The sequence below is a fragment of the Microbacterium sp. 70-16 genome (assembly GCF_001898315.1).
Lineage (GTDB): Bacteria > Actinomycetota > Actinomycetes > Actinomycetales > Microbacteriaceae > Microbacterium.
This window is the reverse complement of sequence record NZ_MKTQ01000010.1, coordinates 260,569-286,677: the sequence shown is the minus strand read 5'-3', so window position 1 is coordinate 286,677 and position 26,109 is coordinate 260,569. Positions and strand designations below refer to the sequence as shown.

The window sequence follows — 26,109 nt, the reverse complement described above, 5'->3', positions numbered from 1 at the left end:
GGCGGGCGGGTCGGGCGGGGCGGGGCTGGCGCGCGTGACCGGCAGGCGGGGCCGGCAGGCGGGGCCGGGGGGTCGGGTGTGACCGGCGGCGGGGGTCAGTGGGCGTGGCGAAAGCGCAGGCGGGTGCCGGGGCGGGCTTGTGCGAGGGCGTCGCGCGAGGCATCCGCAACCACGGCGATGACGGGGTAGCCGCCCGTCACCGGACCGTCGGGGCCGAGGATGACCGGATGCCCATCGGGCGGCACCTGGATCGCACCCGGCAGCATGCCTTCGCTCGGCAGTTCGCCCGCGCGGGTGCGCGTCAGCGGCGGCCCGTCGAGACGGATGCCGACGCGGTCGGCCTGATTCGACACCGTCCAGATGGTCTCGAAGAGGGCGGTTGGGATGTCGGCGGCGTGGGTTGCGGCGGCGGCTGTGGCGGTTGGGTTGGGGGCGGCGGCGAACCAGTCGGCGCGGGGGCCGGGAGCGAGCGCGATCTCGAGGAGGGCGTCGGCGGGCGGGCTCCACGGGTGGAGGTCGTCGGGCGGGATCGGCGTGAGCGGCGTTCCCGCGAGCGTGACCACGTCGCCCGCGCGCAGCGCCGCGGGGCCGAGCCCCGAGAGCGTGTCGGTCGCGAAGGAGTCGACGATCGCACGGGCATCCGCCGGTGCGAGTCCTCCGCGCACGGCGAGGTAGCCGCGCGCGCCGTGCGCGAACCAGTCGACGTGCAGTTCGGTGCCGCTCGACCAGGGGTGCGCCGTGTAGGGATCGACGGCGCGGCCGTCGATGCGGATCGGCCCCCACGCTCCCGCAACGACGACGTGGAGGTCGGCCCGCGCGACGGCGCGGAACCCACCCATCGTGATCTCGATGCCCGCGGCATCCTCGGGGTTGCCGACGAGCCGGTTGGCCGTCCGCAGTGCGGCGCGGTCGGCGGCTCCGGATGCCGCGATGCCCTCCGCCGCGTGCCCCGGCCGCCCCTGGTCCTGCAGCGTCGCGCGCAGCCCCGGCTCGATGGCGGCGAACGCCGGGCTCCCCCGGCCTCCTCGGGCCGGGCCCTGGCCCTGGCCCTCGCCCTGGCCCTGGCCTCGAGACTGCAGTGGTGCACCGAGACTGCGGTCGGCGGATGCTGTTTCGGTGCGCCACTGCAGTTTCGGTGTCGGGGTGGGTGCTGTGGGGGTCGCCGACGCGGGGGCGGCCGGGGTCGCCGGCACGGGGGCGGTCGTGGGGGCGGCGGTCGGCCCGGCGGGGCCGGGCGGCGCGGTGGGGTCAGGGGCCGCGGCAGCCGGCAGGCCGACGGCCGGCGCGGTGGGGAGCGCCGCGGCAGCGGGCGCACCGGCAGCCGCGGCGGCGGCACGCCCGGCGGCGGGCACCGCAGCGGCCGCAGGCCCGGCGACGGCGGGGAGCGCCACGGGGTTGGGCGCGTCGGCGGCGGCACGCGCGGCGGCGTGGAGCCTCGGGTCGGGCGACGCGGGGGCCGCGACGAACCGCACGCGGGCGCCCGGCGCGAGCAGCGCGGGAGGGTCGCCCGCAGGGTCGAACAGCGGAGCGGGGGTCGTCCCGATGAGCTGCCAGCCGCCGGGGGTCTCGCGCGGGTATGCGCCGGCGAACGCGCCGGCGAGACCGACCGCTCCGGCTGGAACGCGCGTGCGCGGACTCGCGCGCCGCGCGATGTCGTACGGCCAGTCCGCGCTCGCGAGGTAGCCGAACCCCGGCGCGAATCCTGTGAAGGCGACCGTCCACTCGCACGCGGCGTGGCGCTCGATGAGTTCGTCCGGGCGGATGCCCAGGGCTTCGGCGACCTCGTCGAGATCGGGTCCGTCGTACACGATCGGCAGTTCCACGACCGCGCCCGTGCGCGCCGGCGGCGCGGTCACCTCGCCCGCGCGGGCGATCCAGGCGCGCGCCGCGGCGAGGCTCAGCCGCGTCGGATCGACGTGGACGAGCACCGTCCGGGCGGCGGGCACGAGGTCGACGACGCCCTCGGGGCGCAATGCCGCGAGCCGCGCGTGCAGCGCGAGCACCTCCTCGAGCGAGTCGACCTCGACGAGCATGCCCCGGTCGCCGAACGGCAGCAGGCGGATGCCCGTCATCGCCCGCTCTCCCCACGCGGCACCCGTCGTCCGCTCGTCCCGCGGATGCCCGTCATCGCGCGCCCGCCCCCAGCGGCTTCCGCCGCCCACTCGTCCCGCAGACGCCCGTCATCGCACGCCCGGCCCTCGCGGCAACCGCCGCCCGCTCACCACGACGCCCGGCCCCACGAGGCATCCATCGCCTGCTCACCACGGCGCCCGGATCTCGACTCCCGCCGCCACGAGCGCGGCGCGCACGGCGCGGGCCATCGCGACGGCTCCGGGCGAGTCGCCGTGGACGCACAGCGACACGGCATCCGTCTGCACGAGCGTCCCGTCGATCGCGACGACGACTCCCTCCGTTGCGAGGCGGACGGCGCGGGAGGCGACCTCCGCCGGGTCGTGCAGCAAGTCGCCTGCGGCGCCGCGCGGCACGAGCGATCCGTCCGCGCGGTAGCCGCGGTCGAGGAACGCCTCCAGCCGAAAGCCCAGTCCCGCCCGCGCCGCCGCCCCCTCGATCGCGCCCGGCAGACCCAGGATCGGCAGGGCCCGTCCGAGTCGGCCCGACACGTCGGCGACGGCGGCCGCCAGGGCATCCGCCTGCTCGGCATCGTCGCGGACGGCGTGGTACAGCGCGCCGTGCGGCTTGACATACCGGAGGTCGGCACCCGCCGCGACGAGGGCGTTGAGCTGCCCCGCGACCGCCGCGCGCAGGTCGGCGGTCGGCAGCGCGAGGCGCGTGCGCCCGAACCCGGCGCGGTCGGGGTACGACGGATGCCCGCCCACCGCGACGCCGCGCTGCGCCGCCCGCGCAACGGCCTCACGCATCGACGCCGCGTCGCCCGCGTGACCGCCGCTCGCGACGGAAGCGCTCGAGATGACCGCGAACAGCCCGGCGTCGTCGGCCGTCGGGGCGCCGTCGACAGTCTCGCCTAGGTCGGCATTCAGGTCGATCGCGGTCATGCGGCCACCGTACCCGCCCCGCCCGGCGCCCCACCCCACCTGGTGCGCCCCACCCGGCGCATAACTCAGGCAGAAACCCTCCCCGCACCCCGGTTGTGGGCCGCGAGAGCGGAATCTGCCTGAGTTACGGTCCGCCCACCGTTCGCAACTCAGTCTCGTCGGCACCAGACGCGCCCGCCGCCCGCGGAAATCCGCGGCTGCCGCCGCCGCGCCGCCGCGCGCAGACTGAATTACGAACAGCCCGCCCGCCGCAGCCACGCGCGACACCCGGCCCGGCGCGGTGCATCCCGGCCCAGCCCGGCCCCGCCCGGCGCATAACTCAGGCAGAACCCCGCCTCGTACCCCGATATCCGCCCGCCGCGGCTGCTTCTGCCTGAGTTATGGTCCACCCACCGTTCGCAATTCAGTCTGGGACTCACCCCGGCGCGCCCGCCGCCCGCGCAATTCCGCGGCTGCCGCCGCCGCGCCGCGGCGCGGAGACTGAATTGCGAACAGCCCGCCCACCGCCACCCGCCCCGGCGGCCACCCCGCCGACCCCGGTAGCCTGAGAGCATGGCCCGCGCACACGTCGAGAAGCCGGCGCAGGTGCGCCTGTCCGACGGCAGCATGGCTTCGGTCACACCGAGTCGGTTCGCCGGCGGCTACGAGCTCGAAGTCGACGGCACGCCGCAGTCGCACGTCGACCTCGAAGACCCGACGCACCTGCACTTCGAGTACGTCGGACGCATGGCCGCCGTCATCGACCGGCTGCGGATGCCCGGACAGCCCCTGACCGCGATCCACCTCGGCGGCGGCGCGCTGACGCTCCCCCGCTATGTCGAGCACACGCGTCCCGGCTCGCGCCAGCAGGTCATCGAGCTCGAGCAGGCGCTCATCGACCTCGTGCGCGAGCAGCTGCCCCTGCCGCGCTGGGCGCAGCTGCGCGTGCGCATCGGCGACGCCCGCGCGGTCGCGAGTAAGCTGCCGGCGGGGCTCCAGGGCGCCGCCGACCTCGTGGTCTCGGACGTCTTCGCCGGCGCGCAGACCCCCGCCCATCTGACGACGGTCGAGTACTACCGCGTGCTCGCGGGGCTGCTCGCTCCCGGCGGCGTGCTGCTGGTCAACGTCGCCGACGGCGCGGGGCTCGCCTTCGCGCGCCGCCAGGTCGCGACCGTGCGCGCCGTGCTGCCCGAGACGATCGTGCTCGCCGAGGTGCAGACGCTGAAGGGCCGCCGGTTCGGGAATCTCGTCATCGCGGCATCCGCCTCGCCCCTCCCCGTCGAGTGGCTGCCGCGCCTGATGGCCGCCGGACCGCACCCCGCGAAGGTCGCGCAGGGCGACGAGATCGACGAGTTCGTGCGGTCGGCGGCGATCATGACGGATGCCGACGCGACCCCGTCGCCGAAGCCCTCGGCATCCATCTTCGAGCGCTGACCTCCGACTTTCGTATGGTCTCGGCGGCACGCCGGGCCGGGTCGGCGGATGGCTGAGGAGCCGGGCGACACTGGACAGGCGAACCTCCCGCGCACGAAAGGGGATGACGATGAGCTACATCCAGGGATACGATCCGCAGACTCTCCGCGAGATCGTCGACGTCGCCCAGTGCCGCGAGCGGCTCGCCGATCTCGGCGACCAGCGCTCGCTGCAGGCACTGCTCGAGCGGGTGTGGCTGCTGAAGGTCCTCGACAAGCTCGACGACGCGCTCGTCGTCTCGGAGCAGTCGGTGCGCGTGGCGCGCATGGGCGGGACCCGCAAGGACCTGCTACGCGCGCGGGTGCTCCACGCGACGGTGCTGCAGATGCGCGGCTCGTACGACGCCGCCGTTCAGGAGCTCACGACCTGTGCCGAAGAAGCGGACGGGCAGAAGTGGGCGGCGCTCGGGGCGTTCGCGTATCAGCACCGCGGCAAGGTGCTCTACGACGCGGGTGACTACGTCAACGCGCGGGCCGATTTCAAGCGGTCGCTGTTCCTGCGACAAGAGGCCGGCGCGCCCGAGGACCAGCTCGAGTCGACGCTCCTGGCGATCGAGGCGGCCGAGCGACGGCGCACGGGCGCCGCGGTTGCCAGCTGAGTGTCGCAGGTTCGTTCTAACCTGTCGGGCATGACCGAACGAGTCTCCGATGTCTGATCTGCTGGCCGTGCGGCGCGAGGCGGAAGCGCTCATCGCGACGCACCTCGACCCGTCGTGGACCTTCGCGTTCGACAACGCGAAGCGGCGGGCGGGAGCCTGCGACTACACGCGGCAGCGCGTCACGCTGTCGCGCTATCTGTCGGCGCGGTACGACGACGAGACCAACCGCCAGACGCTGCTGCACGAGATCGCGCACGCGCTCGCGGGCGCGCGAGCCGGCCACGGCGCGGTGTGGAAGCGCACGGCGCGCGGCCTCGGCTATACGGGTGGAGTGACCCACCACGGCGAGACAGCGACCGAGCTCGCGCCGTGGGTCGGCGTATGTCCGGCCGGGCACGTCGCTTACCGGCATCGCAAGACCACGCGGGCGACGTCGTGTGCGAAGTGCTCGCGGCGCTTCGACGAGCGCTTCCTGTTCACGTGGACGCGCCGCGAGATCACCCCCGCGACCCGCCTCGCGGCGATGACCCCGCGCGGCGAGTAGGGCGGCGGGTCAGGCCGCGACGAAGGCGCCGTCGCGCAGGACCGGTACGGATGCCACGGCGTCCAGTTGCGCGGCGTGGAGGGTCTCGTCGCGCAGGTCGCTGGCAAGGAGCTCCTGACCCGACCCGCTCGAGGTCAGCAGGTGCCGGGTCGCGCGGGCGAGGCCGCGGTGCGCCTCGCACGCGGCCGCAGCCTCGGGCGACGTGTGGTCGAGCCCGAGCGCACCGATCGCGTCGATGACGGCGCCCGCGCCGAGCAGGTCTTCGACAGCGAACCGCAGCGGCGCGCCGGGCTCGCGCCCCGTGAGTTCCCCGGCGGCGATGACCGCGACGCTCGTCCGCGCCGCGCGGCGGGTCTGCTCGGCGAGCACCTCGCGAGCAACAGCGGACGCGTTGCGCAGGCATCCGAGCAGAACGACGGGCGCATGCGGGGCGGCCGCCGCGTGGGCTGCGACGCGCGCACCATTCAGGGAGCCGGCATGGGCCGCGGCATCCAGTGGCACCCGCTCACCTGCCGCGACGCGGTCGGCGACGGTCGAGCTGAAGCGCAGCACATCGACCACGACGACGATGTCGGACGCCGCGAGCCGGTCGAGTCCGTCGACGCCCCACTCGAAGCGGATCTGGTAGCGGGACTGGTCGAACGGCGTGCTCACCGCTCCAGCGTAGGCGGCGGTCGCGGCCGGCCCGCCGCAATAACTCAGGAACTCCGATGCCCGCGCCGCCGCGCTCCCGCGAGACTCCGGGGGTGGCGGGCGCCGCGGGGTGCGCCACTCCTGAGTTATTGCGCGGGGCCTCGGGCGGCGTAGCGCCGCGGGAGGCAGACCCGCGGGTCAGCCCGTGCGCCGGGGGGGCCGAGCCGCCGCAATAACTCAGGAACTCCGATGCCCGCGCCGCCGCGCTCCCGCGAGACTCCGGGGGTGGCGGGCGCCGCGGGGTGCGCCACTCCTGAGTTATTGCGGCGCGGGCCGCCGGTGGGCAGCAGGCCACGGGTGTGGCGGTGCCGCGGGAGGCCGGGCCGCGGGAGCGACGGATGAGCCGCGGGGCGCCAGCGGCGGACGCGCCACAAACGCAACTGCAAGGCCTCAGCCGCGACACGCCGCGCCGGCGTCGCACGGGCGGGCGTGTCGCGCGCGAACCCTTGCAGTTCGGACGGCCGGGCGACGAGCCGCCGGTGCGCGGCGCACGCGGCCCCGCCCCGAGCGCCCGCCCGGCCTCACCCCCGCGCGTCGACCACCGGGGCGAGGGCGAGCACGAGCCCCAGCACGTTGCGGGCGCCGCGCTGCAGTTCGCCGCGGGTCAGGCCGCCGTCGCGGGCGAGCGACTCGAGGATCGTGTCGTCGGCGTAGGCCTGCGGCCCGGCATCCGTCTTCACGCCGCCCGGCATGAGCACGTCGACCTGCGCGCGCACGCGGTACGCGTTGTCGGACAGCGCGGGGAAATCCGGGTCGACGGCGTCCTCCATCCACCAGTCGGTCATGACGGCGCCCTGATAGCCCCACTCGCCGCGCAGGATCACGGTCACCAGGTCGTAGTTGTAGTGCGCCCACACGCCGTTGATCTTGTTGTACGACGTCATGATCGCCCGCGGCGCCGCCTCGCGCACGCACAGTTCGAACCCGCGCAGGTAGATCTCGCGCAGCGCCCGCTCGGACACGCGCGAGTCGTGCCGCGTGCGGTTGGTCTCCTGGTTGTTCGCCGCGAAGTGCTTCGGGCACGCCGAGACGCCCGCCGACTGCACGCCACGCACGACCGCGCCGCCGATCCGGCCGGTGACCAGCGGATCTTCGGAGAAGTACTCGAAGTTGCGCCCGCACAGCGGGTCGCGGTGGATGTTCATGCCGGGACTCAGCAGCACATCCGACCCCTTGCGCACCATCTCCTGGCCGTGCAGCGCGGCGAGCTCCTGCACGAGCGCGGGGTTCCACGTCGAGGCAAGCGCCGTCCCGGACGGCAGCAGCGACGCGTACGCCGCGAGCCGGATCCCGCTCGGCCCGTCGGTCGTCGTGATCGGCCGCACACCCTTGTCGCGCAGCGACGGCGAGACCCCGCCGAGCACGCCCGCGTTGCCGGGCGCTCCCAGCGGGCTGTGCATCGTGACGTCGCCGCGGGCGAGCAGCGCAAGTTCCGCATCGGACAGCTGCGCGACGAACGCGTCGAGGGTCGCCGCACCCGACGCGACATCATCCAGACGGATGCCCCGGTAGCCGGTCGGCTCAAGCTCCGCCGGCAGCTCCGCGAGCACGCGCGTCGCGCGGTCGACGGTCGCGGTCGGCACGGCCTCCCAGCCGACGACAGCGCGACCATCGGCGCCACGGGTGACGATCATCCGGTCGAAGGGCACGAGAGGGGATGCCGCGGATGCCTCCGTCAGCTGCCGCACGACCTGCAGCTCGGCCACGTCGAATGCCGCGACCTGCGTCGCCCGGCGCACGTCGGTGCCGAGGAACACGGGGTACTCCCCCGGCTCGAGGACGTAGGCGCTGCGGTGCCCCGTCACGCCGGAGTCGTCGTACGACGCGAAGTCGGCGAGGTCGAACGTGAGCTCGAGCCGCTGCGACTGGCCCGGCGCGAGCTCGCCCGTCTTCGCGAACGCGGCGAGGCGCTTGACCGGCTGCGACAAGCGAGCGTCGACCGGCGCACCCACGTAGACCTGCACGACCTCCTTGCCCGCGTGGACCGCCCCGGTGTTGCGCACCTCGACGACGGCGCGGAAGACACCGGCATCCGTCGTCTGTTCCACGACGTCGATGGCGAACGTCGTGTACCCGAGGCCGAAGCCGAACGGGAACAGCACGCGCTCGGGCGCGAAGGTCTCGAAGTAGCGGTAGCCGACGAAGACGTCCTCGGCGTAGACGCCGACGAGCGGGTCGCCGAAGTTCGGCGCGCTGGGATAGTCGGCGTAGCTGCGCGCGATCGTGTCGGTGAGCCGCCCGCTCGGGGCGGTCTCACCCGCGAGCACGCCGGCGACGGCGCGGCCGCCCTCCATGCCGCCCTGCCACGCGTAGAGCACGGCGCCGATGCGGTCGCCGTACTCTTCGAGCCAGCCGAGGTCCATGACGTTGCCGGCGTCGAGCACGACGGCGACCTTCTCGAACGCGGCCGTGACGGCGTCGAGCATCGCCCGCTCGTCGCCCGTGAGGTAGTAGCTGCCCGGCTCGAGGATGCTCTCGCGCGCCTCGCCGGCCGCGCGACCGATCACGACGACAGCGGTATCAGCCCGAGTCGCAGCCGCAACGGCGAGGGCCGGATCGAGCGGCATCTCGGCGAAGTGGTGCGGCCACGTGCCCCAGGTGCCGTCGAGGCTCGGCCGGTTGGCGGCGCTCCACTCACGGTAGACGGTCGCGAGCTCTTCATCGACGGCGACGCCCGCGTCACGCAGGCCCGCGACCAGGTTCCACACGTACGGCACCTTGACGTCACCGCCCGAACCGTAGCCGACCGCGAACCAGTCGATCTGCACGCGTCCGAAGACGGCGACCGCGCCGGCATCCGCCGCAGGCAGCGGCAGCACGCCCTCGTTGCGCAACAGCACGACGCCTTCACCGGCGGCCGTGCGCGCGGATGCCGCGAGCGCAGGGTCCAACGTCGGGTCGGTGTCTTGCAGCAGCACCGAGATCTGCGCGACGGACTCGACCGGCTGCAGCGCGTGCGAGCGGTCGCCGGATTCGATGGCGGCGGGCTGGGGCATGGGGTGGTACCTCGTGGATCGAAACGACTGTGGGAGCGCTCCCATGGTAGCGGCAAACACCGAGAAATCGAATGGTCGCACGCAAGAATCTGCGATGCGAGACTAGGCGCATGCGGATCCTGCTGAAGCTCGTGCTCGACTGCGACGCCGACGCCGCCTGGCGCGCGCTGCACTCACCGCGCGCCCTCGCCGAGCTCTACGGTCCGCTGATGCAGCTGACGCCGATGGATGCCGCGGGGCTGCCCACCACGCTCGCGCCCGGCGCCGACGTGCCGGTGCGCGTCACGCTCGGCGGCACCGTGCCCTTCGGCGACCAGCTGATCCACGTGAGCGAGCGGTACACCCAGGACGCGCGTGGGCCGGTGCGCGTGCTGCGCGACAGTGGCATCCCGCTGACCGGCCCGCTCGCGGCGCTCGATGTGTGGGACCACCAGATGGCGGTCTCGCCTGCGCCCGCCGACCCGACGAAGACCCTGTGGCGCGAGCGTCTCGTGATCGGTGGAGCCGCCGCGCCCGCGCTGTGGCCCGTGCTGTGGGCGACGTGGCAGTGGCGCGGTGCGCGGCTGCGCGCGCTCGCCCCGACGTGGGCGTACGACCCGGAGCTCTCCGGCGACGACGACGCGCCGGCCGAGGCATCCGCCCCGACCGGCTGAGCGCGCGCCGCGCCGCCTACTCGGCGAGCGCCTCGACGGCGGTGACGCGGGTCGCGAGGCGCGTCGGGACGACGGCGGCGACGAGCGTGAGCACAGCCGTCGCCACGACCACGACCGCGATCGGCAGCCACGGCAGGGCCGGCGCGACGAAGGTCGGCGAGGTCCATTCCGGCGGAATTGGCACCGAGCCGAACAGCGACTGCGCCGCGATCCAGCCGTACAGCGTGCCGAGCACGAGTCCGAACACGAGCGCCGTGATCGTCACGTGCACCGCCTCGAGCAGCACCACGCGGCGCACCTGCGCCGACGTCAGACCCAGCGCGCGCAGCAGGCCCAGTTCGCGGCGGCGCTGCACGACGCCGATCGTCAGGAGGTTGACCAGGCCGACCCCCGCGATGACGGCCGAGACAGCGACGAGGCCCATCATGATCGCGCCGAACGTGTCGAGCAGGCTGCCTATCTCCGGCGTCGGCGCGCCGCCCGCCGAGGCCGACATGAGCGCCTTCGTCGACTCGGTCGCGACGGCGAACATGACGACGAGGGTCACGCCCATCACGACTCCGATCGCCATGCGGCTCGAGCGTTCCGGGTAGCGCAGCGCGTTCTGCGCCGCGAGACGCGCGGTCGCCGAGCGGCCGAACAGGCGCCCCGTCAGGCGCAGCAGCCGCGGCATGATGAGCACCGATCCGAGCGCGAGGCCGGTGAACGACAGGATGCCGCCGAAGAAGGCGACGACCACCCCGAGCGGGGTGACGAGTCCGACGAGGATGCCGAGGACAAGCAACGCTCCGCCCGCGATGAACAGGCTGATGGCCCCGATCGGGCGCGCGCGGCCCGCCGTCGCCTCGCCGGCTGACCGGGGCGCCGAGCCCGCGATCGCCTGCAACGGCGTGACGGTGAGCACGCGCCGCGAGCCGCTCCACGCGCCGATCCAGGTCGTGAGGGCGACCGCGACGGCGGGGACGAGGAGGACGGGCTGCAGCACGGCGTAGTCGGTCGTGATGCCGAGCGCGGCATCCGCCCATCGCATCAGCACCGCCGCGACCGCGGTGCCGCCGACGAGGCCCGCGACGGCGCCGATGACGCCGACGACGAGCCCCTGGCGGGCGACCTCGGCGCGCTGCGAGCGGGCCGACGCTCCGATCAGGCGCAACAGAGCGATGCGGCGCGTGCGCCCCGCGACGATCGTCGCGAACGTGTTGGCGGTCACGATCGCCGCGACGTAGATCGCGACGCCGATGAGCAGAACGCTGAGGATGCCGATGACGATCGTGGCCGTGTCGCCGCCGCCGACGTACGGGTCGGCGGAGATCCACGCGCCGAGGTATCCCGTCGCGCTCAGCAGCAGCACGCCGAACGCGGCCGAGATGCCGGCGACGAGCACCGTCGCGCCCATGCCGCGCTCGCGCAGCCACGCCCAGGAACGCGTCGCGGAGCGGGGCATCCGCGTGTCAATCGCCGCCACGGCGGTCATGCCGCCACCTCCGCCGCGAGCATGAACGCCGAGACCTGCTCGGCGCTCTGGCGCGGCTTGTCGGCGACAACCCGGCCGTCACCGAGGAACAGCACGCGATCGGCGTGCGAGGCCGCGACCGGGTCGTGCGTGACCATCGCGATCGACTGCCCGTGGTCGCGGCTCGCGGCGGCGAGCAGGGTCAGCACCTCGCGGCTCGAGCGGGAGTCGAGGTTGCCCGTCGGCTCGTCGGCGAAAACAAGGTCGGGCGCCGTCGCGAGGGCACGGGCGATCGCGACGCGCTGCTGCTGCCCTCCAGACAGCTCGTGCGGGCGGTGCTGCAGCCGTGCGCGCAGGCCGAGCGAGTCGATGAGGCCCTCGATGCGCGAGCGCTCGAGCGCACTCGGGGTGCGGCCGTCGAGGTCGAACGGCAGCAGGATGTTGCCGAGCGCATCGAGGGTCGGGACGAGGTTGAACGCCTGGAACACGAAGCCGACGCGGCGGCGGCGCAGGATCGTCAGCTCGGTGTCGCCGAGGCCCGTGATCTCGGTGTCGCCGATCCAGGCGCGGCCGCTCGAGGGGGCATCCAGTCCCGCCATGATGTGCATGAGGGTCGACTTTCCCGAGCCGGACGGCCCCATGATCGCGGTGAACTCGCCGCGGCGGATGCCGACGCTCACGTCGTCGAGCGCGCGGACGCCGCTCTCCCCCGCGCCGTAGGTCTTGCTGAGGCCTTGTACACGGGCCGCCAGGCCCATCTCTGTCGTCGTGATCTCCATGCCATCGACGCTACGGACGGGCGGGCGCGCGCCGCGTCGGCCGCGGGTCGCGGGCGCGTACATCTGCAGGATGATGTCGGTCTCGCGCCGCCGGCGTACCGAAACACTGCTCGGTGGGGCTGGAGTGCGCTCGGAGGGCGCCGGCAGCACTCACCAGCCCCAGCCTGCAGGACTTCAGCACGCGCGGCCCGCGATACGCGGCCCCACGCGGCGCTGGACTACGCGCCACCCGCGCCACGGCACCCGCGCCGCGCGCGGCCCGCGCTCGGTGCCCCTCTCGCGCTACGCGAGCCCGTGCTCGAAGGCGAAGACGACGAGCTGCACGCGGTCGCGGAGCGCGAGTTTGGCGAGAATCCGGCTGATGTGGGTCTTGACGGTCGCCTCGGAGAGGAACTCGCGCTGCGCGATCTCGGCGTTCGAGAGCCCGCGCGCGGCGAGCGCGAAGATCTCGCGCTCGCGCTCGGTGAGCTCTCCGAACGCGGCGGGGGTAGGTGCCGCGGCGGGCGCCGCGAAGTGGGCGAAGAGATCGCGCGTGGCGGATGCGGCGATGACGGCCGACCCGGCGTGCACGGTGCGGATGGCGGCGAGCAGGAACTCCGGGTCGGCGTCCTTCAGCAGGAACCCGCTCGCGCCCTGCCGGATCGCGCGGGCCGCGGCCTCGTCGAGGTCGAAGGTCGTGAGCATGACGACGCGCGGCGGGTGCTCGCCGAACGACGGGTCGGCCAGCAGTTCGGCGGTCGCCGCGAGGCCGTCTTGCACGGGCATCCGGATGTCCATCAGCACGACGTCGGGCAGTGCGGCCCGCACGACACGCACGCCCTCGGCGCCGTCGCCGGCCTCACCGACGACCTCGAGGTCGGGCTGCGAGTCGATCACCATGCGGATGCCGGCGCGGAACAGCGCCTGGTCGTCGACCAGCACGACCCGGATCGGCGCGGTCACGCGGTCGCCCCCCTCGGCCCGGTCGCCCCCGTCGCCCCGGTCGGCCCGGTCGCCCCCGTCGGTCCGGCCGCCCCGGTCGCCGCGATCGGCAGGGTCGCCCGCACGACGAAGCGGCCGTCGCCGCCCGCCCCGGCTGTGAGCTCGCCGCCCACGAGCTGCGCGCGCTCGCGCATGCCGATGAGCCCGTGCCCGCGCGCGGCATCCGGCTCGGGCGGCACGGCGGCCCCCACGTCGTTGAAGACCGAGAGTTCCACGCGATCATCGTGCCAGGCGAGCGTCACGTCGACCACGCCGCCGGCGCCGTGCCGCAAGGCGTTGGTGAGCGCTTCCTGCAGGATGCGGTAGACCGCGAGCTGAACGGATGCCGAGGCCTCGCCCCGCGGCGCCGGATCGACGTCGACCGCGAGCGCGACCCCCGCGGCCCGCACCTGCGCGTACAGCTGCTCGAGATCGGCGAGCGTCGGCTGCGGACCCGCGGCCTGAGCGTGCCGCAACTGCATCAGCAGCATCCGCACGTCAGACAGCGCCGCGCGCGCCGTCGTCGAGATCGTGCCGAGCGCCGCTGCCGCGGCGTCGGGGTCGGCCGCGGCGGCGTAGCGGGCGCCGTCGGCCTGCGCGATGACGACCGCGAGCGAGTGCGCGACGACGTCGTGCATGTCGCGCGCGATGCGCGTGCGCTCGGCCTCGGCCGCGGTCTCGGCTTCGGCAGCCTCCTGCGCGCGGCGGTTGTCGCGGGCGCGGATGCCGGTGCGCACGAGCGCGCCGGTCGTCCAGGCCAGGCCCAGGCCGAACATCGCGGCGATCGTGACGGCGAGCGCCGTCGTGATGGTCGAGGCGGTGATCCCGACGGCGACGATCGAGGGCACGAACAGGTAGAGCGTGATCGCCACAGCGCCGACGCCGACCGAGGCCAGTCCCGCCCAGAAGGTGCGCCGGCCGCCGTAGGCGGCGGTCGTGTAGAGCACGCCGAAAATCGCGACATCGGCGGTGGTCGGCGGGCGGCCGAGCGACATCTGCAGGATCGCACCGGCCCACGCGACCGTCAGCGCGAGGCTCGGCGACGCACGGCGCAAGCCCAGGGCGATGCCCATGACGAGCGACACGAGCATCGTCCCGAGGGCGTTGTGATCGGCGAAGCGCCCGATCGCGAGGTCGAACGGTAGCGTCGCCAGCACGAACAGGCCCGCCGCGACGAGGTCGACGACGAGCTGAGTGCGGGTCAGCCTGCGGAACACCCTTCGACGCTACGCGACGGGGCGCGCCGCGGCATCCGTCTGCAGGTGTATCTGGCGGATGCCGCTCGCCACGGGTCAGAGCGCGACGGTCGGGCGGTGCTCGAAGAAGGTCTGCAGCACGACCGTCGTGCGGGTGCGCACGTTCGCTGCCTGCCGCACGTCGCGCACGAGGTCTTCGAGCGCGCGGGGCGAGGCGACGCGAGCGAAGAGCATGTACGACGCGTCGCCGGCGATCGAGTGGCACGCCTCGATCGCGTCGAGGTGTTCGAGCAGCTCGGGGGCGTTGTCGGGCTGGGCGGGGTCGAGCGGGGTGATCTCGATGAACGCGGCGAGCGGACGCCCGACGGACTCGGCGTCGACGATCGCGCGGTAACCCGCGATGACTCCCTGCGACTCGAGCCGCTTCAGTCGCGCCTGCACGGCGGAGACCGACAAGCCCGTCGCGGCGGACAGATCGGCGAGTGTGGCACGCCCGTCGCGGGAGACCTCGGCCACGATCCGTCGGTCGACAGCATCATCCATGCATGAAACAATATCGGATGCAAGTAGTTCTCACCGGAACTATTCCTGTAGACGATCGGAGGTTTCCCCATGCTTACTGCCCACGCCAAGGCCGTCATCGGAGAGCCCGAGGTTGTCGAAGACGGCCGACCGACGACAAAGGTCGTCGAAGACGACCGACCGATCGAGCAGCAGCCCGCGTGGTTCGCCTTGAAGGATGCCGCGACCGCCCTGCAGGCCCTGCAGGCGCAGGACGGGTCGGTGCCCGAGGCCGCCGACCACGCCGCGGCGCGTGCACTTGTCTCCCGGATCACCGCCGCGATCGCGGCACTCGCTCCGCTTTTCCCGCACGATGCGGCCTACCTCGAGACATCCGTCATCGACTTCGACCGCTGGGTGGACGGCGGATTCGGCGTCCCCGACTTCCTCGATTCGCTCGTGGCGTTCCAGCCGCAGCGCGACCGCATCGACGGGCTGAAGCACCTCGTCGTGTTCCCGATGTACACGCAGAACGGGTCGCGCGACCGCCACGTCGAGGCCGTGCTGTGCGAAGTGATCTGGCCCGAGTTCATCGCGGAGCTCGAGCAGACCTACACGAATCGCCTGTTCGTGAGCCTGCGCCTGATCGACTTCACGCCCGGCTACGACACGAACTCGGCGGTGCTGTTCCCCGAAACCGTCGCGATGCGCGAGATCCCGACGTTCACGTGGGGCGCGATCTTCCAGGACCGCGAGGCGGCACGGTTCCGCCGGGTCGTCGCCGCGGCATCCGACATCACGAAACTCGACCTGCCCGACGGCGCCGCGCGCATGCTCGCCGACCAGGAGCTCACCGAGAAGACGTTCGTCATGTGGGACCTCATTCACGACCGAACGCACATGCGCGGCGACCTGCCGTTCGACCCGTTCATGATCAAGCAGCGGATGCCCTTTTTCCTGTACTCCCTCGAGGAGCTGCGGTGCGACCTGACCGCGTTCCGCGAGTCGGTGCGCATCGCCGAGCGGCTCTCCACGCGCGATGACCTCACCGGCGCAGAGCAGGAGATGCTCGAGCACGCGCGGCTCGTGCAGTACGCCGTCATCTTCGACCGGATCTTCCGGTTCGCCATCACCGGTTCGCGCGTGCGCAACTACGACGGGCTCGGCGGGCAACTGCTGTTCGCGTGGCTGCACCAGCGCGGCGTGCTGCACTGGACCGACACCGCGCTCACGTTCGACTGGGACGGCGTTCCCGCCGCGGTCATCGCCCTGAGCGACGCGATCGACCAGCTCTACTGGCAGTCGATCGACCGACCGAAGGTCGCGCACTGGCTCGCCGCCTACGACCTCGTCGCGTCGGTGCTGACGCCGCACCCGGCATCGCAGTGGGCGCGCGGCCTGCCCGACGAGGTGCTCTCCGGCGCTCCGAAGGGCTACACAGACGCGGTGCTCGACGACGAGTTCCCCCTGTCGATGTTCTTCGAGGCGCTCGAGAAGAAGATGCGCGACGTCATCGCCTCGACGGAGGGCATCACGGGGCGCTCGGCCTGATCCGCACCCGGCGTCAGCGCCGCGGGTCGCCCTCCGCGGCGTCAGCGCCGCGGGTCGCCCTCGGCCGACCCGGCGATCACGTCCTTCGGCGAGATGACGGTCGGCACCGGCGCGGCGGATGCCGCGGCGTCGGCGCCCGGCGCGGGATCCGACCGCGAATACCTCGCCGACAGGATCCGGTACGAACGGGTCGTGAACGCGAGCAGCGTCAACACGACCATCGCGAAGCCGGCGAACAGGAACACGAGCGCGATGCCGCGCGCCTGTCCATCGCCGAGCAACCACCCCCACGCGTCGCGTCCGGCATCGGACTCCATGTACGGGATGACCCAGAACTGCGCGATCGGCGCGATGAGGAATGCCGTCACGGGCGCGGCGGCCGCCTCGAAGGTCGCCGCCGCGCCGAACACGCGCCCCTGCGACGTGAACGGCACGACCTTCTGGATGACGGTCTGCTCGGCCGATTCGATGATCGGGACGAGCGTCATGTACGCCCAGATGCCTGCGGCATACAGCCACCACCAGTCCCGGATCGTGAACAGCGCCCCCAGCAGACCCATCGCGATGACGGCGAGCAGCATCGTGCGGAGCGGGTTGCGCCCAAGTCCCCACTTCGCGACGACCGCACCACCGATGATGAACCCCGTCGCCGTGACCCCGAGCACGACGCCCCAGATCTTGACGTCGAAGAGCGTGAGCCCGTAGGGATCCATCAGCGCCATGTAGACACCGCCGATGAGGTTGTTGAGCGTCGAGAACAGGATGAGAGCGAACAGGCCGGGCACGACGCGGATCGCGGCGGCCGCACCGCGGATGTCGATCGCCTTCGCACCCGGCGTGCGCTCGGGCTCCTCCTCCGGAATGCGCAGCGTCAGCAGGTGCGCGAGCGCCACGACCGTGAGCCCGATCGCGATCGCGAGGGTCCAGCCCATACCGAGAAGGCCCACTGCGAGACCGGAGAACACGCTGGTCACGAGGAAGGCGAGGCCCTGCACCGTTCCGACGAGGCCGTTCGCGTTGGCGTGCCGCTCCGTCGGCACGAGCAGCGTGACGGTCGTCGACAGGGCGATGTTCCGCAGGTTCTCGACGACGGCGCCGGCGAGGATCGTGGCTGAGAAGATCCAAAACCAGGGGCCGCTGAGGTCGAGGATCGCCGCCTCCGGCAGCATCAGGTAGACGACGCCTGCGGTGAGGAACGCTACGAGCGTGAACAGAGCCGAAACCACCATGACGCGGTGCTTGCGGTGTCGGTCCACGATCGTGCCGAACACCATGCCGAGCACGGCGAGCAACAGCATGTAGGCGCCGCCGATGATGCCGGTCGCGAGCACCGACCGGGTCTCGAGGAAGACCCAGAACGTCAGCGCGAACCACAGGAAGCTCGTCGTGACGTTCGCCGCCGCGGTATTGACGAGCACGCCGAGGAACGTGCGCATGCCGCCCGCCGGCTGCAGCGCGGCGGGCGGCACGGCATCCGCCGCACCGTCGGGCACCTCCGCTGATCCCCCGCGATCGCTCATGGCAGCGACGCTACTCGGCGCCTCCGACATTCGACACGGGGGCGGCGCGAACTAGGCTGGATCGTCGTGAGCACCCTGCATGACACGAGCGTCCGCGGCTTCGCGAGCGACAACTACTCCGGCGTCCACCCCGAGGTTCTGGCCGCGATCGCGGCCGCGAACGACGGCCATCAGATCGCCTACGGTGAGGATGCCTACACCGCCCGCCTGCAGGAGGTGTTCGCCCACCACTTCGGCGAGGGCGTGCAGGCGTTCCCCGTCTTCAACGGCACGGGCGCGAACGTCACGGGCCTCCAGTCGATGCTGCCCCGCTGGGGCGCTGTCATCGCGGCATCCACCGCGCACATCAACGTCGACGAGGGCGGAGCGCCCGAGCGCGTCGCGGGCATCAAGATCCTGAACGTGCCCACCGACGACGGCAAGCTCACGCCCGAGCTCGTCGACCGCGAGGCGTGGGGCTGGGGCGACGAGCACCGCGCGCAGCCGCTCGTCGTGTCGATCACGCAGTCGACCGAACTCGGCACGCTGTACACGCCTGACGAGATCCGCGCCCTCGCCGACCACGCGCACGAGCGCGGCATGCGCCTGCACCTCGACGGCGCGCGGATCTCGAACGCCGCCGCCGCGCTCGATCTGCCGCTGCGCGCGTTCACGACCGACGTCGGCGTCGACGTGCTGAGCTTCGGCGGCACGAAGAACGGCGCCCTCGGCGGCGAAGCCGTCGTCGTGCTCGACCCCGCGGCATCCGATGGACTGCTGTTCCTGCGCAAGCTCAACATGCAGCTCGCGTCGAAGATGCGCTTCATCTCGGCGCAGCTGATCGCGCTGCTCGAGGGCGACCTGTACCTGCGCAACGCGCGGCACGCCAACGCGATGGCCGCGCGACTGCGCGCCGGTGTCGAGGCCGGGCTCGCCGACGGGACGATCACGGGCGTCGGCTTCAGCCAGGCGACGCAGTCCAACGGCGTGTTCGCGACGCTGCCCGACGGCGTGGCCGACGAGCTGCGCCGCGCGTTCCGGTTCTACGACTGGGATGCCGCCAAGAACGAGGTCCGCTGGATGTGCTCCTTCGACACGACGGAGCAGGACGTGGATGCCTTCGTCGCGGAGCTCGCCCGCCTCACCTGAGCCCGCTCCGCGAGAGGGAGAAAGCGCGGGTCAGGCCTCGGTGGTCTCGTCCAGGCCCGCGGCGAAGTCGGCGTCGGGCTGGGCGGGGTCGATGACGGATGCCGCGTCGAGGTCCGCCTCGCCGGCAGCGCCGGCGGCGCCCTCCGAGCGCATGAGCTCCTTGACCTCCGACATGAAGCTCGTCAGCTGCTGCTGCTGCCAGCGCAGCTGGCGCGTGCGGTCTTCCGCGTCGCGCAGCACCGATTGCGAGTGCGTCGTGACCGAGTCGATGATCTTCTGCGCCTTGACGCTGGCACGGTCGAGGATCTCGCGGGCGCGCAGCTTGGCATCCGCCTCGAGCTGCTGCGACTGGGCCCGCATGAGCTTGTCGAAGTCGTCGGCCTTCGCCGTGATGCGCTGCGCGTGGTCGATCGACGCGGCGACCTGGTCGTTGGCATCCTGCGTGATGCGCTCGGCGTGCGCGACGGCCTGGTTGTGCAGCATCAGGAACTCCTGCTGCGCGTCATCCTGACGGCGCGTGAGCGACTCCTCGAACTCGAGCACGCGCATGCGCTGCTCGCGCACGGCGTCTTCGGCCTCGCCGCGAGCCTGCTCGCTCTCGCGAGCGACGAGCGAGCGCAGCGCCGCGGCGCCCTTCTCGGCCTCGGTGCGGATCGCGGCGGCCTCCTGGTCGGCCTGCGCGACCTTCTCGGCGGCGTGCGCCGACTCGCGCTCAAGCTGCGCGCTGTGCGCCGTCAGCTCGGTCTCGATGCGCAGGCGCGCCTGCGCGGCGTCCGTCTCGGCCTGCGAACGCAGCGCGTCGGCATCGGCCTGCGCACCCGCACGCTGCGCCGCGATCTCTTCACGGGCGGCCTCGAGCAGACGGTCGGCCTGCACGCTCGCGTTCTTGATGATGACGGATGCCTGCTCCTCCGCCACCCGCAGCACTTCCTCGAACCGCTCGCGACCCTTCGTCGACTCGTCGGCGGCATTGACGAGCTCGTCGCTGAGCGTCTGCACCTTGTCTTCGGCGTTCGACGCGCGGGCCGACTCGACGGCGAGGTCGGCCTCGAGGCTCGCGGTCTTCGACTCGAGCGCCGAGATCGTCGCGAGGTGCTCCTTGACCTCGAGCTCGATGCGGTGCTGCTTGTCCTTGAGCTGGGCGAGCTCTTCGGAGTGGCCGGTGCGCTGCGCCGTGAGCTCGGCGATCGCGGCATCCACTTCGGCCTTGTCGTAGCCGCGGAACGTCGTCGTGAACACGCCGCCACCGGAGCTTGCGGCGGCGGACGCCGGAGCACTCGCCATCAGCTCGTCGAACGGGGAGGAGCCGGACGGCTCGTCGCGGTGGGGCAGATCAGACAAGGGGCGCTCCGCTTCGACGCAGGCGGCGCCAAGGTTGCGCCGCGGTGGGGGTGTCGGCCCGGGTCGGCCGACACGTGGAAGAATACCTGACCTCGGGGTCCGATAGACCACGCCACGGATGCGCGGGGCGTTCGGGCCGCCCCGCGCATCCGCAGTTTCATCGCGAGACCGTGACCTTCACCGGCGCGCTCACGGTCGCTCCCGCGGAGTTGCGGAACTCGACCGTGTACAGGTACGAGCCCTTCGGCTTGCCCGTGACGGCCAGCGTCGCACGCTGCGCGCTCGGCGAAGCCGCGGTCAGACTGCCCGACGAGACCTCGGTGCCGTTCTCGAAGAACCGGTACGAGGTGGCGTTCGTGCCCCACCACAGGTCGGCCGTCACGGTGTAGTCGCCGTCGCCGTCCCAGTTGTCCGCCGAGAGCACGGGCTTCGCCGGCGAGGCATCCGTCACCTTCACGGTCAGCGGCTGCGTCGCCGTCGCACCCTTCGAGTTGACGAGCTCGCCCGTGAACACGTAGGTGCCGTTGGACAGGCCGGTGATGTCGACGACGGCGCGCTGCGCGCCGGGGGTCAGCATCGTGAGCGGCACGCTGCCGACCAGTTCGCCGTCACGGTAGAGCTTGAACAGCGACCCGTTCTGGCCCCACCACAGGTTCATCGTGACCTGGAACGTGCCGTCCTTCAGGCCGGTGTCCCACCCGTCGTTCGACGACAACACGCCGACCGCCGGACGGGCCGTCGCGCCGTCGTTCGACGCGACCTCGGGAAGAGTGACGGATGCCGACACCGCCGACCGCTCGCCTTCGCCGTTCGCTCCGACACCGGCGACCTCATAGGCGTGCGTCGATCCGAGCGCGAGGCCCGTCACGGTGCACTGTGTCGCGGTGGTCTCACAGACCGGCTCGGTGCCGCCCTGCTCGTACACGCGGTACCCGACGAAGCCGGGCCCCGTGGGCGCCGAGGCATCCCACGCGACGTCGATCGAGGTGTCGCCGGCCCGTGCCGCCGTCACGTTCTGCGGCGCGCCGGGCAGCGTGTCGTCTGCCACGGCGAGCCACGAGATCACCGGCTTCTCGCTGCCGGCGCCCTCGTTCGTGACGACGTAGTCGACGGTCGCGGCGGCGGTCAGCGTGAACGTGAGGTCTGCCGCGACGCGAGCGTTCGAGCCCGACAGCGGGATGCTGCCCTTCGCGAGCTCCACACCGTCGACGGATGCCGTGTGGTACATCGTGCGGCTCACGCCCCACCACTCGGTGAACCCGCCCGTCAGCGTGTACGTGCCGGCCTCGAGCGGCAGGTGGTACACGAGCCGCGTCGTGTCCTGGTAGTACCCGGTGGAGTACTTGTCGTTGATGTCGGTCGAGGCCTTGACCTTCATGCCCGACGCGTCGTAGCCCCACTGATCGGCCGCGGTCGACACCTGATCGACCTTGTCGTTGCGCAGCGCGACGGTCGCGGCGACCGCCGAGTACTGCGGCGATGCCCCGCCCGACGTGCCGGCGTCGATGTAGTAGACGAGTGCCGCAGGGATGATCTCGAAGCCGGCCACGACGGGCTGGTCGGTGTCGTCCAGGCGGCCCGTGACGGTGAGCTTCTCGTACTCGGTGCGGGTCTGGGCCGCCGACGCGGCATCCCACGTCACCGCCCTCTCCGTTCCCGCGACGGTCACCGTCTCGGGCAGTTCCGCGGTCGTCGTCAGCGCGCCCTGCACGCCGAGGTCGCGCGGCAGGCTCTGCACGTACACCAGCGCGAGGCGCGCGTTGTAGCCGCTCGTGCCGTTGGTGCCGAACTCGATGTCGACGATGCCGTCGGCATCGGTCGTCACGGTCTGGGCGACCGCGGTCGCAGCTCCCGTCGAGGTGGCGGTCTTCGTCGTGGACGCACCGGCGGCCGTCACCTTGGAGTAGACGTTGGTCGTCAGTCCTGCGCGCGGCGCCTGCACCCCGACCACGTTGTACGAGCCTGCCGGAAGGGTCAGGTGGTACGTGATCGGCTTGTTGTAGTCGGCACCGACGTACGACGAGCCCCAGTCCTGCGCGCTGCCGGCGGCGAGCGTCGTCGCGGTCGTCGTGTAGCCCCACGTCTTGTCGGCGCTCACTCCGTCCCACTTCTGGTCGCTCGCCTCGTTCAGCAGAGCGGGGCTGGATGCCCGGGCGGCGGCGAACGCCGATCCGTCGCCACCGGCCGAGCCGCTGTCGATGAAGTAGGCGAGGTCGGCGGGGGCCACCAGGACCGTCGCGGTGAATCGCTGGTAGACACCCGACGCGAGCTTCTGCGTCGAGCGGCCTGTCGCCACGAAGGTCGCGAGCTCCGCCGTGGACTGCGCCGCGGTGACACCGGCCTGGCTCCAGGTTGCCGCCACGTCGGCGCCGTCGAGCGTCACGGTGGCCGGGAGCGTCCGCGCACCCGCGTCGATCGCGATGACGCCGAGATCGACCACGTCGGCGCTGACATCCTTCGGGGTCAGCCCGTCGGCGGCGGCCTGCAGCCGGCCGACGATCGCGGCTGCGCCTTCGGCGTCGAGACCGAATGCGACGGGGTCTGCCACCGCGGCTTCGGCATCGGCGAGGACGGCGGCGAACACGGCCCACGTCTCGGGGCTGTACTCGGCCTCGGCGCGGTCCTGCACGGCCGCGACGGCGGCCGCGAGGGCCGTCGTGTCGACCTGCGACGAGTCCGCCGTCGCGGTGATCACGCCGACCGCGTCGACGTTGATCGATGCGTCATTCGCGGTGCGCAGGACGACCGTGTGCGCGGCATCCGAGAGCCCGCGCAGTTGGAACGTCGTGCGCTCGCTGCCCGACGCGAACGTCGGGGCGGCCGTCGCGATCTGCACGCCGTCGACGATCACGTCGAGGGTCGTCGTGCCCGCGTTGGTGCCCAGGATGTCCAGGCCCGTGCCGGTGAACGAGTAGGTCAGCGTCGCGCCCTTCTTCGTGCTCTTGGACGCCGTGCGCTGCCACTCGAACATGCCCTGCCCGTTGACGTGGCTCCAGTCCGCGTCGAAGGCGAGCACGGGAACCGAGGTGTCGGCCCAGCTCGTCTGGTGCATGCCGTCGATCACGGTCGCGTAGTACGGCGTGTACCCCGGCACGGTCTCGACCGTGAGGTTGTCGAACTGCACGAACGTGAAGCTCGAGCCGAGCTGGATGCGTCCGGTCGACTGCGGCGAGGCATCCGTGTAGCTCGCGATCTGCACGCCGTTGACGGATGCCGTGTAGACCGAGCCCGCGACGGTCACCGCGATGCGGTTCCACACGCCCGCGCCCGCCTGGAAGGCGACCTCGGGGGTGTTCGCGACGGTGCCGGTCGACAGCGTCGCACCGAAGCGCATGAACATCCATGCGCCGGTCGGGTCGATCTTCAGCTCGGCCGCCGACACGCTCTGGCCGTTGGCCGTGCCGCCCTGCTCGCGCGCGCCGATCGTCGCGTACTGCGACCCGGTCGCTTCGAACAGCACGTCGGCGCCGACGGTGTAGTTGGCCCAGCGGGCATCACCGATCGTCGTCTTGGGGTCGCCGCTGTTCCAGGCGCCGCCGGCCATGCCGGGGCCGACCTGCTGGCGCAGCACCCGGTCGTGTCTCGGATCGCTCGTCGCCACCGATTCGAACGCGCCGTTCGTGTCGTTCGTGTAGCGCGGCGTCGCCCCCGCATCCTCGCTCTGCACGTTCGGCGTGCCGTCGGGTTTGGCCTGCGCGCCGCGCGTCTCGAGGAAGCTCTCGCCGGTGTCGACGAGAGCGCCCGTCGCGGGGTCGTAGCCGCTGATCGTGGGCTGCTCGGCGTAGTCGAAGTCGTCCGCGTACAGCGTCGCGTCATCGGTCACGCCGTTGACCTGACCCGAGGCATCCGTGTCGAGCACATCGCGCCCGCCGTCGGCGTCGGTGTACTCGGCCGAGCTCGGCAGCGCGCTGCCGTAGCCTGCACGCGCGGTGACCGCGCCGTCTGTTCCCGTCACCGCGTGGTCGAGCGTCGTGAAGGTCAGCGCCGACCACGGCTTGACCGTGAACGTGTACGAGCCGTCCGCCGCCGGCGCGATCTCGCCGATGGGCTGCAGGTAGTTCGCGTCGTACGCTTCACCGTCGTCGGCGGCGCGGGTCTCCCACAGCTCGCCGGTCGCGTCATCGCCAAGGTTCAGGTCGCTCGCGGCGATGCGGTAGGTCTTCGTGAACTTCGAGTCGTTGATGATCACGGTCGAGAAGTCCGACGCGTCGGGGGCGGCGAGCGTCGTGTACGACGCACCACCGGCCCGCGCACCGCTCGGCGGGTTACCGGTGCCCAGCTCGCTCTTGGAGGCCTGCGGGATCGCCCGCCAGATGCCGGCCGTGTTGTCGTCGTTCTCCCACCCGAGCGTCGCGAACTGCGTGAACTGCTCGAGCACGGCCAGTCCGCCGTCGTAGGCGATCCACCCCGACCACGGCTCGCGCGCGTTGACGAGCTCTTTCGACGAGTACTGGAACCCGTCGTAGAACGACCCGATCGCCGGCTGGAAGATGTTCATCGTGCGACGCGACGCGGCGAACCCGGTGGTGACCCAGTTGCCCATCTCGAGGGCGCTGTTGGTGCCGCCGAACTGCGTGCCGATGCCGCCCTGCTCGTCGCTCGCGGTGTTGTTGGGGCGATCTGCCGAGCTCGAGAAGGTCGACTGACCCTCCGAGTTCCAGACCTCCTTGTCGAGCTGCTCGGCGATCTTCTTCATGTTGCCGGCGCTGTCGTCGGCGCTCGAGTAGTGGAAGCCGACGACGTCGACGGCATCGCGCAGTGACGAGTCGGATGCCGCGGTCATCGCGTTCCCGAACGACACCGGCGGCGTGCCCACCGTGTCGGCGGCGACCGTCTGAATCGCGTGGAAGAGGTCGGCTTCTTCCGTCGAGGCGAAGCCGTTATTCGGGTCATCCGCCGTCGCACCCTCGTAGCCGGCGGTGTCGTTTCGCAGCCACGACGAGAAGTTCTTGTACAGCTGGACGTTGGGGCTGGACGTCTCGTTGGTGTCGGGGTTGATCGAGTCGACCACGACCCCGAGCTCGCGGTACGCGACGAGCACCGTGTTCTTGAACCAGATGTACTGGTCGGCATCCGTCGTCGCCCACGCGGGACGGTTCCAGCGCAGCAGGCTCACGTGCACGTCGCCGTGCGCGACGAGCTCGGCGTCGGCCGCGAGCTGGAAGCCCGGCTCGCGCAGCACGTTCGGGTACTCGTCGCGCGTGCGCATCGTCGCCGCATTGGGGCCCGTCGAGGTGTTGCGGTCGTTGCCCATCTCGATCTTGACGGTGTTCATGATCGGGTGATCGCCGCCGAAGAGCGTCTCGATGAGCTCCCAATACGCGTCGGGGTGCTGCGCCTTGTAGTCCATCAGCAGCGCGCTGGTGGAGTTCGCCGACAGCACGCCGAAGCCCTTGAAGGTGAGGCCGTTGCGGTTCTGCGCGGCGGTGGCGACATCGGCGCCCGTCACGTTGACGGTCACGGTGTCGGTCGGCGCCGCGATCGCGGGCGCCGCCGCGACGAGGCCCGTGCCGATCACGGCGACCGAGGCGATCATGGCCATTCCGGCCCGCAGTCGACCAGTGGGGGATCCGGTCTTTCCGCGCGGCATCATTGCCTTCGACATCTGCACAACTCCGTTCAGGGGCGACGCGAGGGCACGGCTTCGTGTCCTCGCGCAAGATCCTGGCGTCGCGGCGCGTGCGACGGGAAGAGAAACGAACACAGTCGATCATGATTGAGCGCATTCGA

At 72.1% G+C, this 26,109-nt stretch carries 18 protein-coding genes; 6 read left to right on the top strand and 12 right to left on the bottom strand.

Going from position 1 to position 26,109, the window contains the following annotated elements; all coding sequences use genetic code 11:
• Positions 1 to 95: 95 nt before the first annotated feature.
• Together BGO46_RS04170 and BGO46_RS04165 are read right to left on the bottom strand one after the other, a co-directional pair.
• A complete protein-coding gene (locus BGO46_RS04170; protein ID WP_292672947.1) occupies positions 96 to 2,072 on the bottom strand; it encodes an urea amidolyase family protein in 1,977 nt (658 codons plus the stop codon).
• A 186-nt stretch (positions 2,073 to 2,258) separates the two neighbouring features.
• Positions 2,259 to 3,014: a 5-oxoprolinase subunit PxpA gene (locus BGO46_RS04165; protein WP_292672948.1), complete on the bottom strand. Its 756-nt coding sequence runs from the start codon at positions 3,012 to 3,014 to the stop codon at positions 2,259 to 2,261.
• A gap of 552 nt (positions 3,015 to 3,566) precedes the next feature.
• Between BGO46_RS04165 and BGO46_RS04160 the strand changes: the two genes are divergently transcribed.
• The 3 genes from BGO46_RS04160 (at position 3,567) to BGO46_RS04150 (ending at position 5,608) form a co-directional block, all read left to right on the top strand.
• Complete coding sequence (locus BGO46_RS04160) at positions 3,567 to 4,427, top strand: fused MFS/spermidine synthase (protein WP_292672949.1); 861 nt, start codon at positions 3,567 to 3,569, stop codon at positions 4,425 to 4,427.
• A 109-nt stretch (positions 4,428 to 4,536) separates the two neighbouring features.
• Positions 4,537 to 5,064, top strand: coding sequence for a hypothetical protein (locus BGO46_RS04155; protein ID WP_292672950.1), 528 nt, complete (start codon positions 4,537 to 4,539; stop codon positions 5,062 to 5,064).
• A gap of 49 nt (positions 5,065 to 5,113) precedes the next feature.
• Positions 5,114 to 5,608, top strand: a complete 495-nt coding sequence (locus BGO46_RS04150; protein ID WP_292672951.1) for a SprT-like domain-containing protein — start codon at positions 5,114 to 5,116, stop codon at positions 5,606 to 5,608.
• A 9-nt stretch (positions 5,609 to 5,617) separates the two neighbouring features.
• Here the strand turns inward: BGO46_RS04150 and BGO46_RS04145 are convergent, their stop codons facing one another.
• Both BGO46_RS04145 and BGO46_RS04140 read right to left on the bottom strand, forming a co-directional pair.
• Positions 5,618 to 6,262, bottom strand: coding sequence for a 2-phosphosulfolactate phosphatase (locus tag BGO46_RS04145; protein WP_292672953.1), 645 nt, complete (start codon positions 6,260 to 6,262; stop codon positions 5,618 to 5,620).
• 560 nt (positions 6,263 to 6,822) lie between these two features.
• Positions 6,823 to 9,297: a glycoside hydrolase family 3 C-terminal domain-containing protein gene (locus BGO46_RS04140; RefSeq protein ID WP_292672955.1), complete on the bottom strand. Its 2,475-nt coding sequence runs from the start codon at positions 9,295 to 9,297 to the stop codon at positions 6,823 to 6,825.
• 110 nt (positions 9,298 to 9,407) lie between these two features.
• Here BGO46_RS04140 and BGO46_RS04135 point away from each other — a divergent pair, with 110 nt between their 5' ends.
• Positions 9,408 to 9,950 carry a hypothetical protein gene (locus tag BGO46_RS04135; protein WP_292672957.1) on the top strand — a complete coding sequence of 181 codons (543 nt, stop codon included), beginning with the start codon at positions 9,408 to 9,410 and terminating at the stop codon, positions 9,948 to 9,950.
• Positions 9,951 to 9,966: 16 nt separating this feature from the next.
• Here the strand turns inward: BGO46_RS04135 and BGO46_RS04130 are convergent, their stop codons facing one another.
• From BGO46_RS04130 to BGO46_RS04110, 5 genes are all read right to left on the bottom strand, one after another.
• A complete protein-coding gene (locus tag BGO46_RS04130; protein ID WP_292672959.1) occupies positions 9,967 to 11,424 on the bottom strand; it encodes an FtsX-like permease family protein in 1,458 nt (485 codons plus the stop codon).
• A complete protein-coding gene (locus BGO46_RS04125; RefSeq protein WP_292672962.1) occupies positions 11,421 to 12,182 on the bottom strand; it encodes an ABC transporter ATP-binding protein in 762 nt (253 codons plus the stop codon). Before BGO46_RS04125 ends, BGO46_RS04130 begins: the two co-directional genes overlap by 4 nt.
• A gap of 282 nt (positions 12,183 to 12,464) precedes the next feature.
• Positions 12,465 to 13,124 carry a response regulator transcription factor gene (locus tag BGO46_RS04120; RefSeq protein ID WP_292672964.1) on the bottom strand — a complete coding sequence of 220 codons (660 nt, stop codon included), beginning with the start codon at positions 13,122 to 13,124 and terminating at the stop codon, positions 12,465 to 12,467.
• Complete coding sequence (locus tag BGO46_RS04115) at positions 13,121 to 14,359, bottom strand: sensor histidine kinase (protein ID WP_292672967.1); 1,239 nt, start codon at positions 14,357 to 14,359, stop codon at positions 13,121 to 13,123. The genes BGO46_RS04120 and BGO46_RS04115 overlap by 4 nt, the downstream gene beginning before the upstream one ends.
• 75 nt (positions 14,360 to 14,434) lie before the next feature.
• Positions 14,435 to 14,881 (bottom strand): Lrp/AsnC family transcriptional regulator, encoded by a 447-nt coding sequence (locus tag BGO46_RS04110; RefSeq protein ID WP_292672970.1) that lies wholly within the window; start codon positions 14,879 to 14,881, stop codon positions 14,435 to 14,437.
• Between the two features lie 69 nt (positions 14,882 to 14,950).
• Here BGO46_RS04110 and BGO46_RS04105 point away from each other — a divergent pair, with 69 nt between their 5' ends.
• Complete coding sequence (locus BGO46_RS04105; RefSeq protein ID WP_292672973.1) at positions 14,951 to 16,390, top strand: DUF6421 family protein; 1,440 nt, start codon at positions 14,951 to 14,953, stop codon at positions 16,388 to 16,390.
• 41 nt (positions 16,391 to 16,431) lie between these two features.
• On the opposite strand, the gene BGO46_RS04100 is transcribed toward BGO46_RS04105, so the two are convergent.
• Positions 16,432 to 17,826, bottom strand: a complete 1,395-nt coding sequence (locus BGO46_RS04100) for an MFS transporter (RefSeq protein WP_292673548.1) — start codon at positions 17,824 to 17,826, stop codon at positions 16,432 to 16,434.
• Positions 17,827 to 17,976: 150 nt separating this feature from the next.
• Here BGO46_RS04100 and BGO46_RS04095 point away from each other — a divergent pair, with 150 nt between their 5' ends.
• On the top strand, positions 17,977 to 19,038 hold the full coding sequence (locus BGO46_RS04095) for a low specificity L-threonine aldolase (RefSeq protein ID WP_292672976.1): 1,062 nt from the start codon (positions 17,977 to 17,979) through the stop codon (positions 19,036 to 19,038).
• A 30-nt stretch (positions 19,039 to 19,068) separates the two neighbouring features.
• Here BGO46_RS04095 and BGO46_RS04090 read toward each other — a convergent pair whose 3' ends face one another.
• Complete coding sequence (locus BGO46_RS04090) at positions 19,069 to 20,379, bottom strand: DivIVA domain-containing protein (protein WP_292672979.1); 1,311 nt, start codon at positions 20,377 to 20,379, stop codon at positions 19,069 to 19,071.
• A 157-nt stretch (positions 20,380 to 20,536) separates the two neighbouring features.
• Positions 20,537 to 25,921 carry a chitinase N-terminal domain-containing protein gene (locus BGO46_RS04085; protein WP_292672982.1) on the bottom strand — a complete coding sequence of 1,795 codons (5,385 nt, stop codon included), beginning with the start codon at positions 25,919 to 25,921 and terminating at the stop codon, positions 20,537 to 20,539.
• Between the last annotated feature and the right edge of the window lie 188 nt (positions 25,922 to 26,109).